Here is a 17,081-nt window from a genome sequence, read left to right as displayed (position 1 = left end):
CTTATTTTCCGTATTGTTCGCAAATCTGGTTGATGGCGTCGACCACGCGACGCACGTCGCCTTCCGTCATCTGCGTGAAGAGCGGCAGCGTGACGGTCGACGCGCCATACCGTTCGGCGTGGGGGAACATGCCCTCCTTGAAGCCGCGTGCACGGTACAGCGTGAAAAGATGGATCGCCGGGTAGTGGATTCCCGTGCCGATGCCGCGTTCCTTCATCTGCGCCATGAACTCGGCGCGGGTGATCGTCAGGCGCTCGAGCGGCAGCGTGACCAGGAACATGTGCCAGTTGCCGTTCTCGAATTCGGCGATCGGCAGGCCGACGCCGAGTTTCACGGCTGCACTGCCGTCGAATTCGGCGAAGTAGGCACGCGCAAGCGCGCGGCGCTGCGCGGTGAAGCGGTCGAGGTGCGGCAACTGGCCTAGGCCGACGCGCGCGGCGACGTCGGTCAGGTTGTACTTGCCGCCGAGCACGTCGCAGTCCATCCCGTCGAAGCCCGTGCGCGTGATGCCCTGCAGCCGGTACTTCTGCGCGAGCGTCGCTTCTTCCTCGTTGTTCAGCACGAGTGCGCCGCCTTCGATCGTCGTCAGGTTCTTGTTCGCGTGGAAGCTGAACGACACGATGTCGCCGATCGCGCCGATGCGCTTGCCGTTCCACGTCGAGCCGAATGCCTGCGCCGCATCCTCGATCACGCGCAGCTTGTGTGCGCGCGCAATGGCGTACAGGCGGTCCATGTCGACCGGCAGGCCGGACAGGAACACGGGGATGATGGCCTTCGTGCGCGGCGTGATCGCCTGCTCGAGCTTGTCGAGGTCGATGTTGCGCGTGACGGGATCGATGTCGGCGAACACGGGCGTCGCGCCCGTCTCGAGGATCACGTTGCTGGTCGAGACCCACGACGCCGGCGTCGTGATCACTTCGTCGCCGGGGCCGACGCCCGCGATGCGCAGGCCGATCTCCAGCGTGCAGGTGCCCGAATTGAACGCGCGGACCGGACGGCCGCCGCAGTACTCGGACAGCGCCGCTTCGAATTTCTGGCTCTGCGGGCCGGTGGTGATCCAGCCCGAGCGCAGCACGTCGACGACGCCCTGGATGGTTTCCTCATCGATCTCGGGGCGGGTGAACGGCAGAAACGGAGCGGTAGTCTGGCTCATGTACGCTTTGGCCTGTAATGGCGTGTAATAAAAGGGTCGGGCGATCCCGGCCGAAACCGGCATTAAACACCGGTTGGCGGAATCGCACCGTGATTTTTTGTAGGCAGACGCTTAATGCGCGCGGCGGGCATGCTCAGCTTCGCGCGAGCACCAGCACGCCGATCAGGATGATGCCGATGCCGACCAGCCGCTGGACCGACAGCACTTCGCCGAACAGGTACCAGGCCGCGAATGCGTTGACGACGTAGCCGAGCGACAGCATCGGGTACGCGATCGACACGTCGACCCGCGACAGCCCGACGATCCAGACCACGACGCTCAGCACGTAGCAGCCGAGGCCGCCGATGATCGGCAATTGGGTTGCGATCTTCAGGCCGACCGGGATGATGTTCGCACGGCTGAATTCGAAGTGTCCAACGGCGTTGACGCCGGCTTTCAGCAGAAGTTGCGCACAGGCGTTGAGCATCACGCCGGTGATGATGCAGACGAACGAAACGGGATTCATGCAGCGGGCGTCCTTACGATTGCGGTTTCTCGACGATCACGCGGCGGTTGTCGCGTGCAATCACGCGCATCGGCACGCCTTGTGTGACCAGGGTGTCGTACAGGCCGGGCGGCATGATCGCGAGCGCATGGGTTTCCTGCTTCCAGCGCGTGATCCACTCGTCGACGGTCGGAATCCACTTGTTCGGCTCCATCGAGATCCCGAACGCGAGCTCGTCCTGGCGCTGGACCATGATCGTCGTATGGCCCATGTAGAACGGGAACGTGTGGTCGAGCATCTCGATCGAGTAGAACGGCGTGTCGGCCGGCAGTTTCGCCAGTTCGGCGCGCACGGTGGGCGCGAGCAGCGCGCCCGAGCTGTAGCGGCCGAATTCGTCGTGACCGGTGCCGCCGATCGTGCCGAACGCGAGCCAGGCGGCGCCGAATGCGGCGAGCGCGGCGGCCACGCCCGTGCGGCGATTTAGCCATGCGGCCGTGAGCGTCAGCACGGCCGCGACGGCGAGGCTCGCGTACAGCCACATCTGGAACGCGCGGTACAGCGCGTTCGGCGTGCGGGCATCGCCCTGGTACGCAAGGAAGATGATCCCGAACGCCGCGACGACGAGGAACACGAGGTAGCCGAGCAGGTGGCGGCGGAACCGGTCGGCGCTCATCAGCGGCAGGTACGCGCCGATGATCAGCGCGAGCGCCGGCGCGACCGGCAGCACGTACGAGATCAGCTTCGAATGCGACGCGCTGAAGAACAGGAAGATGAATGCGCTCCAGATCAGCAGCACGAGCATCGGCGAGAAGCCGTTCGGCTGGCGCGGCATCCGCAGCGCATGGCGGATGCTCTGCCACGCGACCGACAGCCACGGCAGGAAGCCGACCAGCAGCACGGGCACGAAGTAGTAAAGCGGGCCCGGGCGGTTCTGTTCCGGGGTCAGGTACCGGCGGAACTGCTGGACGATGAAGAAAAAGTTGAAGAACTCGGGGTTGCGCTGCTGGACGAGCACGAACCACGGCGTGACGATCGCGAAGAAGATCACGAGGCCGCTCACCAGGTACAGGCGCTTCCACAGCGCCCAGTCGCGCGCGATCAGCGTATAGAGCACGAGCACGGCGCCGGGCAGGATCAGGCCGACGAGGCCCTTCGACAGCACCGCGAACGCCATCGCGGCCCAGCACGCCCACATCCAGCCGCGTGCCGCGGCCGGGCGCAGCCCGGGCTGCTGCGCGAGCAGCAGCGAGCACAGCGACAGCGACATCCAGAACGCGAGCCCCATGTCGAGCGCGTTGAAGTGGCCCATCAGGTTCCAGTACGGCGACGACGCGAGCACGACGGCGGCGAGGAAGCCCGACAGCGGGTTGAACAGGCGCGCGCCGGTGTAGCCGACCAGCAGGATGCCCGCGAAGCTCGCGACGGCCGTGTAGAGGCGCGCCTGCCATTCGCCGATGCCGAACCACGCGAACGTGAGCGCATTCAGCCAGGTCTGCAGCGGCGGCTTCTCGAAATACTTGTAGCCGTTGTAGCGCGGCGTGATCCAGTCGCCGGTGACGAACATCTCGCGCGCCATTTCCGCATAGCGGCCTTCGTCGCTCGGGATCAGGTGGCGCAGCCCGAGCGGCGCGAACCAGACGATCGCGAGTGCGACGACGAGGAGGACGAGCGTGATGCGATTGAGCGGTAGCCTCGACGGCGTATCGTTCATGGGTTTTCAGCCTGTTGGTTATTGTGACGGGCCGCCGGCGGGTTGCGCCGGGGGCGGGCGGCCTGGCCGGGCCGATCCGGGGGATCGACCCGCTGCGCCGGCCCGAGTTTTACCGCATCCGGGATTAACGTTCAATTAAGAGCGCGGCGGCGACTTTGCGGCCCTCGGCCATCAGGATGTTGTAGGTGCGGCAGGCAGCCTGGAAATCCATCGTCTCGACGCCGATCCGCTTCGCCGTGAGCGCCGCGACGAGCCGCGGGTGCGGGAAGCGCAGCCGCGCGCCGCTGCCGAAGATCACGAGTTCGGGTGTCGGGTCGAGCAGCATCGCGAAATGCTCGGGCGCGAGCGCGTCGAACGACGACACGGGCCAGGCCCGGACCGGCGCGCCGGGCAGTACGATGACGCTCGTTTCATGGCGTTCGAGATTGACGTCGACATAATCGGGGCCGTAGCCGGTGACGGTGTTGAGCGCGCCGCTCGTGTCCTGGTGCAGTTTCAAATCGGTATTCCGCGGTTCCGTAGGGGAATGTATCGCAGGGCCACACGGGCCCGGATGGCCGGTTTCGCTTGCCCGAGCACGCGGGACGCCTGACGGCGCGGCTATGGTGCATTGCGAAAGTCAGCCAAAATCCGCTAAATTATAACTTTTTGGTCGCCTCCGGGCGCCACATGCGTCGCGCGTCGCCACAAGCCGCGCCCGACCGCCCGCTTTTTCCCAGTCTAGACAGCGCGCACAGACCGGCCGCTTTCCAGTTTTGATCCCGTCCCCCCGGCCGCAAGGCCAACCCAGGAACCGTGTCGTCGTGAAACCGATTCAGAAGTCGAACAAGCTGCTCAACGTCTGCTACGACATCCGTGGCCCGGTGCTCGAGCACGCGAAGCGCCTCGAGGAAGAAGGCCACCGCATCATCAAGCTGAACATCGGCAATCTCGCGCCGTTCGGTTTCGACGCGCCGGACGAGATCATCCAGGACATGATCCGCAACCTGCCGACGTCGTCCGGCTATTCGGATTCGAAGGGCGTGTTCTCCGCGCGCAAGGCCGTGATGCACTACACGCAGGAAAAGGGCGTCGTGGGCGTCGGCCTCGACGACATCTACATCGGCAACGGCGCGTCCGAGCTGATCGTGATGGCGACCCAGGCGCTGCTGAACGACGGCGACGAAGTGCTGCTGCCCGCGCCCGACTACCCGCTGTGGACGGCGGCGGTCAGCCTGTCGGGCGGCACGCCGGTGCATTACATCTGCGACGAGCAGAACGCGTGGATGCCCGATCTCGACGACATCCGCCGCAAGATCACGCCGAACACGAAGGCGATCGTCGTGATCAACCCGAACAACCCGACGGGCGCGCTTTATTCGGACGAATTGCTGCTCGAGCTGCTCGAGATCGCGCGCCAGCACGGGCTGATCGTGTTCGCCGACGAGGTGTACGACAAGATCGTCTACGACGGCCTCGAGCACACCGCGCTGGGTTCGCTGTCCGAGGACGTGATCACCGTCACGTTCAACAGCCTGTCGAAGAGCTATCGGTCGTGCGGGTACCGCGCGGGCTGGATGGCCGTGTCGGGCCTCGGCGGCGACAACCGCCGACACGCGAAGGATTATCTCGAAGGGCTCGGCATCCTGTCGTCGATGCGCCTGTGTGCGAACGTGCCCGGGCAGTTCGCGATCCAGACGGCGCTCGGCGGCTACCAGAGCATCAACGAGCTGATCGTGCCGAGCGGGCGCCTGTACAAGCAGCGCGAACTCGCGTACGACATGCTCACGTCGATCCCGGGCGTGACCTGCGTGAAGCCGCAGGCCGCGCTGTACATGTTCCCGCGCCTCGACCCGAAGCTTTATCCGATCCAGAACGACCAGCAGTTCATTCTCGACCTGCTGCTCGAGGAGCGGGTATTGCTCGTACAGGGCACGGGCTTCAACTGGACGACGCCGGATCACTTCCGCGTGGTCTTCCTGCCGAACCTCGACGACCTGACCGATTCGATCAACCGGATCGCACGCTTCCTCGACGGCTACCGCAAGCGCCATTCGGCCTGAGCGGCAGGACCACACGGAATTCACTACTTCTTACTCATCGATCACACGCAGCATGGAACCGATCAAAGTTGGCCTGTTGGGCTTCGGCACGGTGGGCAGCGGCACCTTCACGGTGCTGGGCCGCAACCAGGAAGAAATCAAGCGACGCGCGGGGCGCGGCATCGAGGTGACCCGCATTGCGGTGCGCAACCCGGCCAAGGCGCTGGCTGCGCTCGGCGGCGACGCCGGCGCCGCGCAGATCACCGACGATTTCAATTCGGTCGTCGATGATCCGTCGATCGCGATCATCGCCGAGATGATCGGCGGCACGGGCATCGCGCGCGAGCTCGTGCTGCGCGCGATCGCGAACGGCAAGCACGTCGTGACGGCCAACAAGGCGCTGCTCGCGGTGCACGGCACCGAGATCTTCGAGGCCGCGCGCGCGAAGGGCGTGATGGTCGCGTTCGAGGCGGCCGTCGCCGGCGGCATCCCGATCATCAAGGCGCTGCGCGAAGGCCTGACCGCGAACCGCATCCAGTACATCGCGGGCATCATCAACGGCACGACCAACTACATCCTGTCGGAAATGCGCGATCGCGGGCTCGACTTCGCGACCGCGCTGAAGGCGGCGCAGGAGCTCGGCTACGCGGAAGCCGATCCGACCTTCGACATCGAAGGCGTCGACGCCGCGCACAAGGCGACGATCATGAGCGCGATCGCGTTCGGCGTGCCGGTGCAGTTCGACCGCGCGTACGTCGAGGGCATCAGCAAGCTCGATGCGACCGACATCCGCTACGCGGAAGAACTCGGCTACCGGATCAAGCTGCTCGGCATCACGCGCCGCGCCGAAAACGGCATCGAGCTGCGCGTGCATCCGACGCTGATCCCGGAGAAGCGCCTGCTCGCGAACGTCGAAGGCGCGATGAACGCGGTCGTCGTGCACGGCGACGCGGTCGGCACGACGCTGTACTACGGCAAGGGCGCGGGCGCGGAGCCGACCGCATCGGCCGTGGTCGCGGATCTCGTCGACGTCACGCGCCTGCACACGGCGGACCCGGAGCATCGCGTGCCGCACCTCGCGTTCCAGCCGGACAGCCTCTCGAACACGCCGATCCTGCCGATCGAGGAAGTGACGAGCGGCTATTACCTGCGCCTGCGCGTTGCCGATCAAACCGGCGTGCTGGCCGCCATCACGCGCATCCTCGCCGAATCGGGCATCTCGATCGACGCGCTGCTGCAGAAGGAGTCGGAGCAGGTCGACGGTGCGAACGGCGAAACCGACATCATCCTGATCACGCACGTCACGGTCGAGAAGAACGTGAATGCGGCGATCGCGCAGATCGAGAGCCTCGCGACGGTGGTATCGAAGGTGACGAAGCTGCGCATGGAAGCGCTGAACTGAGCTGAGGACGACATGAACTACATCTCCACGCGCGGCGCCGGCATCGGCGAGCGCCACACGTTCTCCGACATCCTGCTCGGCGGTCTCGCGAAGGACGGCGGGCTCTACCTGCCGGCCGAGTATCCGACGGTGTCCGCCGACGAGCTCGCACGCTGGCGCACGCTGTCGTACGCGGATCTCGCGTTCGAGATCCTGTCGAAGTTCTGCGACGACGTGCCGGCCGACGACCTGCGCGCGATTACGCGCCGCACGTACACGGCCGACGTGTACCGCAACACGCGCCATGGCGAGAACGCGTCCGACATCACGCCGCTGAAGACGCTCGGTACCGAGAACGGCGCGCCGCTCTCGTTGCTCGAACTGTCGAACGGCCCGACGCTCGCGTTCAAGGACATGGCGATGCAGTTGCTCGGCAACCTGTTCGAGTACACGCTCGCGAAGCACGGGCAGACGCTGAACATTCTCGGCGCGACGTCCGGCGACACGGGCAGCGCAGCCGAATACGCGATGCGCGGCAAGGCCGGCGTGCGCGTGTTCATGCTGTCGCCGCACAAGAAGATGAGCGCGTTCCAGACGGCCCAGATGTTCAGCCTGCAGGATCCGAACATCTTCAACCTCGCGGTCGAAGGCGTGTTCGACGATTGCCAGGACATCGTGAAGGCCGTGTCGAACGATCACGCGTTCAAGGCGCAGCAGAAGATCGGCACGGTCAACTCGATCAACTGGGCACGCGTCGTCGCGCAGGTCGTGTACTACTTCAAGGGCTATTTCGCCGCCACTCGGTCGAATGACGAGCGCGTGTCGTTCACGGTGCCGTCGGGCAACTTCGGCAACGTCTGCGCCGGCCACATCGCGCGGATGATGGGGCTGCCGATCGCGAAGCTCGTGGTCGCGACCAACGAGAACGACGTGCTCGACGAGTTCTTCCGCACGGGCGCGTATCGCGTGCGCAGCGCCGAGAACACCTATCACACGAGCAGCCCGAGCATGGACATCTCGAAGGCGTCGAACTTCGAGCGTTTCGTGTTCGACCTGCTCGGCCGCGACCCGGCGCGCGTGATGCAGCTGTTCCGTGACGTCGAGGAGAAGGGTGGTTTCGATCTCGCGGCGAGCGGCGATTTCTCGCGCGTTGCCGAATTCGGTTTCGTGTCGGGCCGCAGCAGCCACACGGACCGCATCGCGACGATCCGCGACGTGTTCTCGCGCTACGACACGATGATCGATACGCACACCGCCGACGGCGTGAAGGTCGCGCGCGAGCATCTCGATGCGGGCGTACCGATGGTCGTGCTCGAGACGGCGCAGCCGATCAAGTTCGGCGAGACGATCCGCGAAGCACTCGATCGCGAAGCCGAGCGGCCGGCCGCGTTCGACGGGCTCGAGGCGCTGCCGCAGCGTTTCGAGGTCGTGAACGCCGATGCGCAGCAGGTGAAGGACTTCATCGCCGCCCATACGGGCGCATGACGCACGGCCGGGCCTGCGGGCCCGGTTGCGCAGGGACGGCCGGAATGCCGATTCGTCGAACGGATCGGGGTTCCGGCCGTTTCGTTTGGCAGCTGCCAAGCGGCGGTCGTCACAACGCGTACGAAACAAGTGTCAGACCGGCGCGTTCGCGCGAATCACAGTTTCCGCATGTCGGCCATATCGCGCGCCCGCGCGACGGCGTCGCTACAATGACGTATTGAATCCAACGATCCCCGATTCCATCGATGTCGAACCCGAATTCCGTGGCGCCGCGCGCGCCGATGCTGTCGACCGCGGAAGCGCTCGCCGCGCTGCTCGATGCCGCGAAGCCGTTGCCCGGCGCCGAAACCGTCGCCACGCTCGATGCGCTCGGCCGCGTGCTGGCAGCCGACGTGAGTTCGCCGCTCGACGTGCCGCCGATGCACACGAGCGCGATGGACGGCTATGCGGTGCGCGTCGCCGACCTGCTGCATGGCGAGCGGCGTTTGCCGGTATCGCAGCGCATTCCGGCCGGTCATCCGGCCGCGCCGCTCACAGCCGGCACGGCCGCGCGGATCTTCACCGGCGCGACGGTGCCGCCCGGCGCCGACGCCGTCGTGATGCAGGAACAGACGTCGGCCGACGGCGATGCGGTCGAGATCCTGCACACGCCGAAGGCCGGCGAATGGATCACCGCGCAGGGCGCGGATATCCGGCAGGGCTCGGTGATCCTGCCGGCCGGCACGCGGCTCACGCCGCAGGCGCTCGGCTTGGCCGCGTCGGTCGGCTGCGCGCAACTGTCGGTTGCGCGGCGGATTCGCGTCGCGGTGTTCTTCACCGGCGACGAACTGACGATGCCGGGCGAGCCGTTGAAGCCCGGCGCGATCTACAACTCGAACCGGTTCACGCTGCGCGGGCTGCTGGAGCGGCTCGGCTGCCACGTGACCGACTACGGGATCGTGCCCGATTCGCTCGCCGCGACGCGCGACACGCTGCGCGAGGCCGCCCGCGATCACGACGTGATCCTGACGAGCGGCGGCGTGTCGGTCGGCGACGAGGATCACGTGAAGCCGGCCGTCGAGGCCGAAGGGCGGCTCGCGCTGTGGCAGATCGCGATGAAGCCCGGCAAGCCGCTCGCGTACGGCGCGGTGCGCCGCGGCGACGATCGCCCCGACGCACATTTCATCGGGCTGCCCGGCAACCCGGTGTCGAGCTTCGTCACGTTCCTGCTGTTCGTGCGGCCGTTCCTGCTGCGCCTGTCCGGCGTGCGCGACGTCGCGCCGCGCGCGCTGTCGCTGCGTGCCGATTTTTCGCAAAACAAGGGCGACCGGCGCAACGAGTTCCTGCGTGCGCGGGTCAACGCGGCCGGCGGCCTCGATCTGTTCCCGAACCAGAGCTCGGCGGTACTGACGTCGACGGTGTGGGGCGACGGTCTCATCGACAATCCGCCGCAGCACGCGATCAGCGCCGGCGAGACCGTGCGTTTCATTCCGTTTTCCGAACTGCTGTCGTAACGCGACGGCTTCCCGAACCATGAAGATTCAACTGAAATTTTTTGCCAGCGTGCGCGAGGCACTGGGCGTCGCCGACGAGCAGGCCGACGTGCCGGACGGCGTCACGACCGTGGGCGACGTGCGCGCGTGGCTGCGCGTGCGCGGCGGGGCGTGGGCCGAGACACTCGCGGAAGGGCGCGCACTGCGCATGGCGTGCAATCACGAGATGACCGATCCCGACACGCGGCTGACCGAAGGCTGCGAAGTCGCGTTCTTTCCGCCGGTCACGGGTGGTTGAGGCACCGGCAATGGCAACGGTACGAATCCAGACCGACGACTTCGACCTGAACGCCGAGGTCGCGGCATTGCGTGCGCGCAACCCGAAGATCGGCGCGGTCGCGTGCTTCGTCGGCACGGTGCGCGACCTGAACGAAGGCGATTCGGTGGCCGCGATGGAGCTCGAGCACTATCCGGGGATGACCGAGAAGGCGCTCGAGAAGATTGCCGCCGAGGCCGGCCGGCGCTGGCCGGGCATCGACGTCGCGATCGTGCATCGCGTCGGCCGGCTCCTGCCGCTCGACCAGATCGTGATGGTCGCCACGGTGGCGTCGCACCGCGGCGATGCGTTCGCGTCGTGCGAGTTCGTGATGGACTACCTGAAGACCGAAGCGCCGTTCTGGAAGAAGGAAACCACGCCGGATGGCGAGCGCTGGGTCGATGCGCGCAGCACCGACGATGCCGCGCTCGCCCGCTGGGGCATCGAATCGGGCAATACGCGGCGCTGAGCGTGGCGCCAGGGTAATGCGGCGCGATGCCGCATGCGCGCAAGCGTCGCGGGCGCCGGCTGCCCGTTACGCGTCCGGATCGCCGCTGCGCCCGATGATCTTCGTCGGAAACGGCTCGCCGCGGGCACGCGACGGCAACGCGTGCGGATCGTCACCCGCATCCCGACGGCGCGGCGCGATCGCGTCGAGCAGCGCCTGCTGCTCGGGCGGAATCTGGTAGTCCCAGCCGAACCGGCTCAACTGCAGGCTCTGCGCGATGCGCAGCGCCGGCTCCATGAAGCGGATCGCCGCGGGCGGCGCGTAGCGCGTCTCCACGGTCTTCAGGAACAGCGACAGCCAGCGGCTGAAATGGGCGGGCTCGATCCCGTCGAGCGGTTGGTGCGCCTGCTGCACGTTGCCGCGATAGCCCTTGGTGCCGAGCACGAGGCTCGACCAGAACGTGACCATCTTCGGCAGGTGGTCGTCCCAGCGGCCGGCCAGCTTCGCGTCGAACACCGGCCCGAGCAGCGGATCGGCGCGCACGCGGTCGTAGAACGCGTAGACGAGATCGCGGATGTTCTCTTCGGTCGGCTCGGTGTCGCGAGGGCGGGCCGGTGCGGTATCGGGCGAGGCGGGCAGGACGGTCATGGCAAAAGGGCCGGAGAAATAGGCAACGACAGGGGCGGCGCGGGCATCGAGTAGGACGCCGGCCGAATTTTGACGCAAAATAGCGTCCAATACCCCTGAAAAACGTGTAAGTGTCACGCATCTTATTGCGCGCGCGCCATCCCGGCAACCCGGAGCCGCGGAGCAGGGCCGTCAACCGGCCTCGTGCGCATCCCGATCGGCCCGGCTCACGTAATCGGGGCACGATCGATCTTTTCCGTATTCGCCCATGAGACTCACCGACTACACCGACTATTCGCTGCGCGTGATGCTGTACCTTGCCGTGCGCGGCGAAGGGCTCGCGACGATCCAGGAGATCTCGGACGCCTACGGCATCTCGAAGAACCATCTGATGAAAGTCGTGCAGCAGCTCGGCGAGCTGGGGTGGGTCGATACCGTCCGCGGCCGCAATGGCGGGCTGCGGCTGTTCCCCGAATCGCTGCAACTGACCGTCGGCCAGGTCGTGCGTGCGACCGAGAGCGATTTCGCGCTGGTCGGCTGCTTCTCGGCCGACGGCGAATCGCGCGGCTGCGTGATCGAGCCGCAATGCCGGTTGAAGGGCGTGCTGGCGGCCGCGCGCGATGCATTCTTCGTCGAACTCGACCGCCACACGCTCGGCGAACTGGTCGAACCCGCTTCGCCGCTCGCCGCGTTGCTCGGTATCCACCCGGTCGTGCGCCTGCACGCCGAGCCTTTGCCGGAAGACGCACCTGCGGCCGTCGAACCGCCGTCGACGGCCGGCTGATACGCGCTCGCCGCGCGTCTCGACCCGGCCGTGGCCCGTCCCGGGGCCGCATCAAGGATATCCATCGTTTTTTGCGCTCAATCAACCCGAATTTCGCTTGAAAGCCGCATGACCATCCTCATCTTGGTGTTAATCGAAAATTGGAGGTCTCGACTAAATGAGAATCGACAAGCTCACCACCAAGTTCCAGGAAGCACTCGCGGACGCGCAAAGCCTCGCGGCAGGCCGCGACAATCAATACATCGAACCCGTTCACGTTCTCGCCGCGCTGGTCGCGCAGCAGGACGGTTCCGCCCGCTCGCTGATGTCGCGCGCGGGCGTTCACATTCAGGCGCTGCAAGGCGCGCTGAACGAGGCCATTTCGCGCCTGCCGCAAGTGACGGGCACGGGCGGCGACATCCAGATCGGCCGTGAATTGGCCGGGCTGCTGAACCAGGCCGACAAGGAAGCGCAGAAGCTCAACGACACGTTCATCGCGAGCGAGATGTTCCTGCTCGCCGTGTCCGACGACAAGGGCGACGCCGGCAAGCTCGCCCGCCAGCACGGCCTCACGCGCAAGGCGCTGGAAGCCGCGATCGCCGCGGTCCGCGGCGGCTCGCAGGTGCACAGCCAGGACGCGGAAAGCCAGCGCGAGGCGCTGAAGAAATACACGGTCGACCTGACCGAGCGCGCCCGTGCGGGCAAGCTCGATCCGGTGATCGGCCGCGATGACGAAATCCGCCGTTCGATCCAGATCCTGCAGCGCCGCACCAAGAACAACCCGGTGCTGATCGGCGAGCCGGGCGTCGGCAAGACGGCGATCGTCGAAGGGCTCGCGCAGCGGATCGTCAACGGCGAAGTGCCCGAGACGCTGAAGGGCAAGCGCGTGCTGTCGCTCGACATGGCCGCACTGCTCGCCGGCGCGAAGTATCGCGGCGAATTCGAGGAGCGCCTGAAGGCGGTGCTCAACGACATCGCGAAGGACGAAGGCCAGACGATCGTCTTCATCGACGAAATCCACACGATGGTCGGCGCGGGCAAGGCCGAAGGCGCGATGGATGCGGGCAACATGCTGAAGCCGGCGCTGTCGCGCGGCGAGCTGCACTGCATCGGCGCGACCACGCTCGACGAATACCGCAAGTACATCGAGAAGGATGCCGCGCTCGAGCGCCGCTTCCAGAAGGTGCTCGTCGACGAGCCGAGCGTCGAGGCGACGATCGCGATCCTGCGCGGGCTGCAGGAGAAGTACGAACTGCACCACGGCGTCGACATCACCGACCCGGCGATCGTCGCCGCGGCCGAGCTGTCGCACCGCTACATCACCGACCGCTTCCTGCCGGACAAGGCCATCGACCTGATCGACGAAGCCGCTTCGAAGATCAAGATGGAAATCGATTCGAAGCCCGAAGAGATGGACAAGCTCGACCGTCGTCTGATCCAGCTGAAGATCGAGCGCGAAGCCGTGAAGAAGGAGCAGGACGAAGCGTCGCAGAAGCGCCTGCAGCTGATCGAGGAAGAGATCGAGCGTCTCGGCCGCGAATATGCGGACCTCGAGGAAATCTGGACCGCCGAGAAGGCCGCGGTGCAGGGCAGCGCGCAGCTGAAGGAAGAGATCGAGAAGGTGCGTGCTGACATCGCGCGCCTGCAGCGTGAAGGCAAGCTGGAGAAGGTCGCCGAGCTGCAGTACGGCAAGCTGCCGCAGCTCGAGGCGCAGCTGAAGCAGGTCACGCAGGCCGAAGAGCAGGAGCAGCACAACCCGACGCGGCCGCGCCTGCTGCGCACGCAGGTCGGCGCCGAGGAAATCGCGGAAGTTGTGTCGCGTTCGACCGGGATCCCGGTGTCGCGGATGATGCAGGGCGAACGCGAGAAGCTGCTGCACATCGAGGAAAAGCTGCACGAGCGCGTGGTCGGCCAGGACGAGGCGATCAGCGCGGTGGCCGATGCGATCCGTCGTTCGCGCGCCGGTCTCGCCGATCCGAATCGTCCGTACGGCTCGTTCCTGTTCCTCGGCCCGACCGGTGTCGGCAAGACCGAGCTGTGCAAGGCGCTGGCGTCGTTCCTGTTCGATTCGGAAGAGCACCTGATCCGCATCGACATGAGCGAGTTCATGGAGAAGCACAGCGTCGCGCGGCTGATCGGCGCGCCGCCGGGCTATGTCGGCTACGAGGAAGGCGGCTACCTGACGGAAGCCGTGCGCCGCAAGCCGTACAGCGTGATCCTGCTCGACGAGATCGAGAAGGCGCATCCGGACGTGTTCAACGTGCTGCTGCAGGTGCTCGACGACGGCCGCATGACGGACGGGCAGGGGCGCACGGTCGACTTCAAGAACACGGTGATCGTGATGACGTCGAACCTCGGCTCGCAGGTCATCCAGGCGATGACGGGTGCGCCGCAGGAAGAGATCAAGGACGCCGTGTGGCTCGAGGTGAAGCAGCATTTCCGCCCCGAGTTCCTGAACCGGATCGACGACGTCGTCGTGTTCCATGCGCTCGACCGCAGCAACATCGAGTCGATCGCGAAGATCCAGCTCGCACGCCTGCACGACCGGCTCGCGAAGCTCGACATGGCGCTCGACGTGTCGCCGGCGGCGCTCGAACAGATCGCGAAGGTCGGCTACGACCCGGTGTTCGGTGCGCGGCCGCTGAAGCGCGCGATCCAGCAGGAGATCGAGAACCCGGTCGCGAAGCTGATCCTCGCGGGTCGCTTCGGTCCGAAGGACGTGATCCCGGTCGACGTCAACGACGGCCAGTTCGTGTTCGACCGCGTCGTTCACTGATCGCCTGCCATCGGCCGCGTGCCCGGTTCGCGCCGGGTGCGCAAAAACAAACACCCCGCCTCGGCGGGGTGTTTGCTTATGGAGCGTCGCAACGACGCAGCGCGTCAGCCCTGCTTGTTGCCGCCGAACATGCCGGCGATCTGCGACAGCGAGCCGAGCACGTTCGACGGGTCGACCTGTGCCTGGCCATCGGCCGGCACCGCGCCGTCCGGCGTCGCGTGGTTGACGACGTGCGGCAGCACTTGCGCGAGGACGGTCGAGGCCATCGACGGATCGACACCGAACTTGCTCGCGAGCGCACCGATCGCGTCAGAGCCGAGCACGTTCTGCAGGGCGTCCGGCGAGATCGGCTGGTTCTGGCCGGTGCCGACCCACGAGCCGATGATGTCGCCGGCGCCGCCGGCCTTGAACTTCTCGATCAGGCCATTCAGGCCGCCCGGCTGGTTGTTGATGAATTCGAGCGCGGTCGTGATCAGCGCGCTTTGCGAGTTGCCGCCGGCCTGGCCGCCGAGCAGACCGCCAACGATGTCGAGGAGACCCATGGTTCTTTACCTTTACCGATAAGGGCGCCACGCCGTGGGCGCCCGTTGAACGAATGCCGCGCGCACGCCGTCGCGCGCGCGGCGCACATCAGGCGCCCGACGCCGCGGCGGCGGAGGCTGCCTTGTCCTTCTTGCTTTTCTTCTTCGAACCCTTCGTCGCTTTTGCCGACGACGCTGCGGCCGGTGCGCTCGCACCCGCATCGGCGGATGCCGCCGCTGCTGCGGCCGCCTTTTCCTTCTTCGTCATGCGCTTGGCCTTGGCCGGCTTCGCGGCCGCATCCGGCGCGCTTGCCGCCGGTGCCGGTGCGGTGGCCGTCGTGCCGGCCGTCGTGGCCGTGGACGTCGACGCCGTGCCGGTCGACGTCGTGGCTGACGTGGTGGCCGATGTCGTCGCGGCCGGCTTCGACAGCTTCACGCCCTTCGGCGGCGTCGATGCGCCGCCGATCGTCAGGCCGTTTTCCTCGAGATGCCCGACCGACTTCGTGCCGAGGCCCTTGACGCGGTTCGCGAGATCGTCCGCGTCCTTGAACGGGCCGTTCTTGGTGCGTTCGTCGATGATCGCCTTCGACTTCACGGGCCCGAGACCCTTCACGGATTCGAGCGCGGCCTGGTCAGCCGTGTTGACTTCGACGGCCGCGGCAAGGCCTGCGGCGAGCGACAGCGATAGCGCGACGAACAGCATCAGCAGCTTTTTCAGCATGGCAAAGGCTCCCTGGTTCTGACGGATGAATGGCTGTTGCAACGGACGGCGGGGCGACGCCCGGGCGGGCATCGCCGTTAAGCATAGGACAAATGCGTGCCCTTTTTAAGACAGGCTGAACGAATCTTGCTGAAGGCTTGCGGCGCTGTAAAGACCAAACCTGCGCCGGGCGGCGGTTTTGACCATTCTTTACGGTGTCGCCGGGGTGTCGCCGTGGGTGTCACTGACAATCGTTGCACTGGCTGTTCGACAGGGCTTGACTTAGAGTGAACTCTAACTCCTAACCTTGTTCCTGCCATGTCGAAAACCGTAACCCGACCATCCTCCGCCTCCGCCGGCCCGCTGACGATCGGCCAGGTCGCCGAAATGACCGGCCTGTCGACGCATACGCTGCGGTACTACGAGCAGGCCGGCCTGCTGCGCGCGATTTCGCGCACGGCGGCCGGGCACCGGCTCTATGCACCGGCCGACCTTGACTGGCTGGCCTTCGTGATGCGCCTGAAGGCGACCGGCATGCCGATCGCGCAGATGCAGGCGTTCGCGGCGCTGCGCGCGCAAGGCGAGTCGACCTTCGGCGCGCGGCGCAGCCTGCTGGTCGAGCATCGCGACGCGGTGCGCGCGCATATCGCGGAGCTGCAGGCGAGCCTCGACGCGATCAGCGACAAGATCGCGTACTACGAGGCCCAGGAGCGGGATACGGCGCGACGGGCGAAACCTTCTCACTCTCTCTCGGAACAGGACGGACACAATGGAACGACTCGTTGAAGACCGCTACACGCGCGGCTGGAACAAACTGAAGGAAATCGACGGCGAAGTGGGCGAACGCGTGATCGCGGCGCTCGCGCCGATCGCACCGGATTTCGGGCGGCTCCTGGTCGAGTTCAGCTTCGGCGACATCTACAGCCGGCCGCAGCTCGACCTGAAAGCGCGCGAGATCGCGACGATCGCCGCGCTGGCCGCGCTCGGCAATGCGCAGCCGCAGCTGAAGGTGCATATCGTGGCCGCGCTGAACGTCGGCTGCACGCGCGACGAGATCGTCGAGGTATTCATGCAGATGGCCGTGTACGCGGGGATGCCGGCCGCGCTCAACGCGCTGTTCGCCGCGCACGAAGTGTTCACGCGGCGCGATGAAGCGGCCGGCAACGCGGCAGACGCGAACGAAGCGGCCGGGAAGTCCGCATGACGAAGCGCGCGCCGGCGTG

Annotated in this window: 17 protein-coding genes; 10 read left to right on the top strand and 7 right to left on the bottom strand. The window is 66.4% G+C overall.

Going from position 1 to position 17,081, the window contains the following annotated elements; genetic code table 11:
• Position 1: 1 nt before the first annotated feature.
• From CFB82_RS10465 to CFB82_RS10450, 4 genes are all read right to left on the bottom strand, one after another.
• Positions 2-1,153 carry a DegT/DnrJ/EryC1/StrS family aminotransferase gene (locus tag CFB82_RS10465; protein ID WP_089445788.1) on the bottom strand — a complete coding sequence of 384 codons (1,152 nt, stop codon included), beginning with the start codon at positions 1,151-1,153 and terminating at the stop codon, positions 2-4.
• Between the two features lie 133 nt (positions 1,154-1,286).
• Positions 1,287-1,658: an EamA family transporter gene (locus CFB82_RS10460; protein WP_011352303.1), complete on the bottom strand. Its 372-nt coding sequence runs from the start codon at positions 1,656-1,658 to the stop codon at positions 1,287-1,289.
• A 13-nt stretch (positions 1,659-1,671) separates the two neighbouring features.
• Entirely contained in the window at positions 1,672-3,348 is a 1,677-nt protein-coding gene (locus tag CFB82_RS10455; protein ID WP_089484092.1) for a glycosyltransferase family 39 protein, read from the bottom strand.
• Positions 3,349-3,472: 124 nt separating this feature from the next.
• Entirely contained in the window at positions 3,473-3,847 is a 375-nt protein-coding gene (locus tag CFB82_RS10450) for an Mth938-like domain-containing protein (RefSeq protein WP_069248135.1), read from the bottom strand.
• A gap of 304 nt (positions 3,848-4,151) precedes the next feature.
• Here CFB82_RS10450 and CFB82_RS10445 point away from each other — a divergent pair, with 304 nt between their 5' ends.
• From CFB82_RS10445 to CFB82_RS10420, 6 genes are all read left to right on the top strand, one after another.
• Positions 4,152-5,390, top strand: a complete 1,239-nt coding sequence (locus CFB82_RS10445) for a pyridoxal phosphate-dependent aminotransferase (protein WP_046545879.1) — start codon at positions 4,152-4,154, stop codon at positions 5,388-5,390.
• A gap of 52 nt (positions 5,391-5,442) precedes the next feature.
• Entirely contained in the window at positions 5,443-6,771 is a 1,329-nt protein-coding gene (locus CFB82_RS10440; RefSeq protein WP_069248134.1) for a homoserine dehydrogenase, read from the top strand.
• A 12-nt stretch (positions 6,772-6,783) separates the two neighbouring features.
• Positions 6,784-8,235 (top strand): threonine synthase, encoded by a 1,452-nt coding sequence (gene thrC / locus CFB82_RS10435; protein WP_089484091.1) that lies wholly within the window; start codon positions 6,784-6,786, stop codon positions 8,233-8,235.
• 245 nt (positions 8,236-8,480) lie between these two features.
• Complete coding sequence (locus CFB82_RS10430) at positions 8,481-9,728, top strand: molybdopterin molybdotransferase MoeA (RefSeq protein ID WP_089484090.1); 1,248 nt, start codon at positions 8,481-8,483, stop codon at positions 9,726-9,728.
• 19 nt (positions 9,729-9,747) lie between these two features.
• Positions 9,748-10,005 (top strand): molybdopterin converting factor subunit 1, encoded by a 258-nt coding sequence (gene moaD / locus CFB82_RS10425; RefSeq protein WP_031403202.1) that lies wholly within the window; start codon positions 9,748-9,750, stop codon positions 10,003-10,005.
• A gap of 10 nt (positions 10,006-10,015) precedes the next feature.
• Positions 10,016-10,492 carry a molybdenum cofactor biosynthesis protein MoaE gene (locus tag CFB82_RS10420; RefSeq protein ID WP_043188206.1) on the top strand — a complete coding sequence of 159 codons (477 nt, stop codon included), beginning with the start codon at positions 10,016-10,018 and terminating at the stop codon, positions 10,490-10,492.
• Positions 10,493-10,558: 66 nt separating this feature from the next.
• On the opposite strand, the gene CFB82_RS10415 is transcribed toward CFB82_RS10420, so the two are convergent.
• On the bottom strand, positions 10,559-11,119 hold the full coding sequence (locus tag CFB82_RS10415; RefSeq protein ID WP_089445782.1) for a group III truncated hemoglobin: 561 nt from the start codon (positions 11,117-11,119) through the stop codon (positions 10,559-10,561).
• Between the two features lie 247 nt (positions 11,120-11,366).
• On the opposite strand from CFB82_RS10415, the gene CFB82_RS10410 reads away from it, so the two are divergent.
• A complete protein-coding gene (locus CFB82_RS10410) occupies positions 11,367-11,882 on the top strand; it encodes an Rrf2 family transcriptional regulator (RefSeq protein WP_089484089.1) in 516 nt (171 codons plus the stop codon).
• 157 nt (positions 11,883-12,039) lie between these two features.
• Positions 12,040-14,637, top strand: coding sequence for an ATP-dependent chaperone ClpB (gene clpB / locus CFB82_RS10405; protein WP_069248128.1), 2,598 nt, complete (start codon positions 12,040-12,042; stop codon positions 14,635-14,637).
• Positions 14,638-14,741: 104 nt separating this feature from the next.
• Here clpB and CFB82_RS10400 read toward each other — a convergent pair whose 3' ends face one another.
• A complete protein-coding gene (locus CFB82_RS10400) occupies positions 14,742-15,179 on the bottom strand; it encodes a YidB family protein (protein ID WP_089484088.1) in 438 nt (145 codons plus the stop codon).
• Positions 15,180-15,267: 88 nt separating this feature from the next.
• Positions 15,268-15,879: a ComEA family DNA-binding protein gene (locus CFB82_RS10395; RefSeq protein WP_089484087.1), complete on the bottom strand. Its 612-nt coding sequence runs from the start codon at positions 15,877-15,879 to the stop codon at positions 15,268-15,270.
• A gap of 297 nt (positions 15,880-16,176) precedes the next feature.
• On the opposite strand from CFB82_RS10395, the gene CFB82_RS10390 reads away from it, so the two are divergent.
• Together CFB82_RS10390 and CFB82_RS10385 are read left to right on the top strand one after the other, a co-directional pair.
• Positions 16,177-16,644: a MerR family transcriptional regulator gene (locus CFB82_RS10390; protein WP_089484086.1), complete on the top strand. Its 468-nt coding sequence runs from the start codon at positions 16,177-16,179 to the stop codon at positions 16,642-16,644.
• Complete coding sequence (locus CFB82_RS10385) at positions 16,628-17,062, top strand: carboxymuconolactone decarboxylase family protein (RefSeq protein WP_089484085.1); 435 nt, start codon at positions 16,628-16,630, stop codon at positions 17,060-17,062. The genes CFB82_RS10390 and CFB82_RS10385 overlap by 17 nt, the downstream gene beginning before the upstream one ends.
• Positions 17,063-17,081 lie beyond the last annotated feature (19 nt).

The sequence above is a fragment of the Burkholderia sp. HI2714 genome (assembly GCF_002223085.1).
GTDB classification, from domain to species: Bacteria; Pseudomonadota; Gammaproteobacteria; order Burkholderiales; family Burkholderiaceae; genus Burkholderia; species Burkholderia lata_D.
Note: the sequence above shows the minus strand (reverse complement) of the source record. Positions and strands in the feature narration are given on the sequence as shown.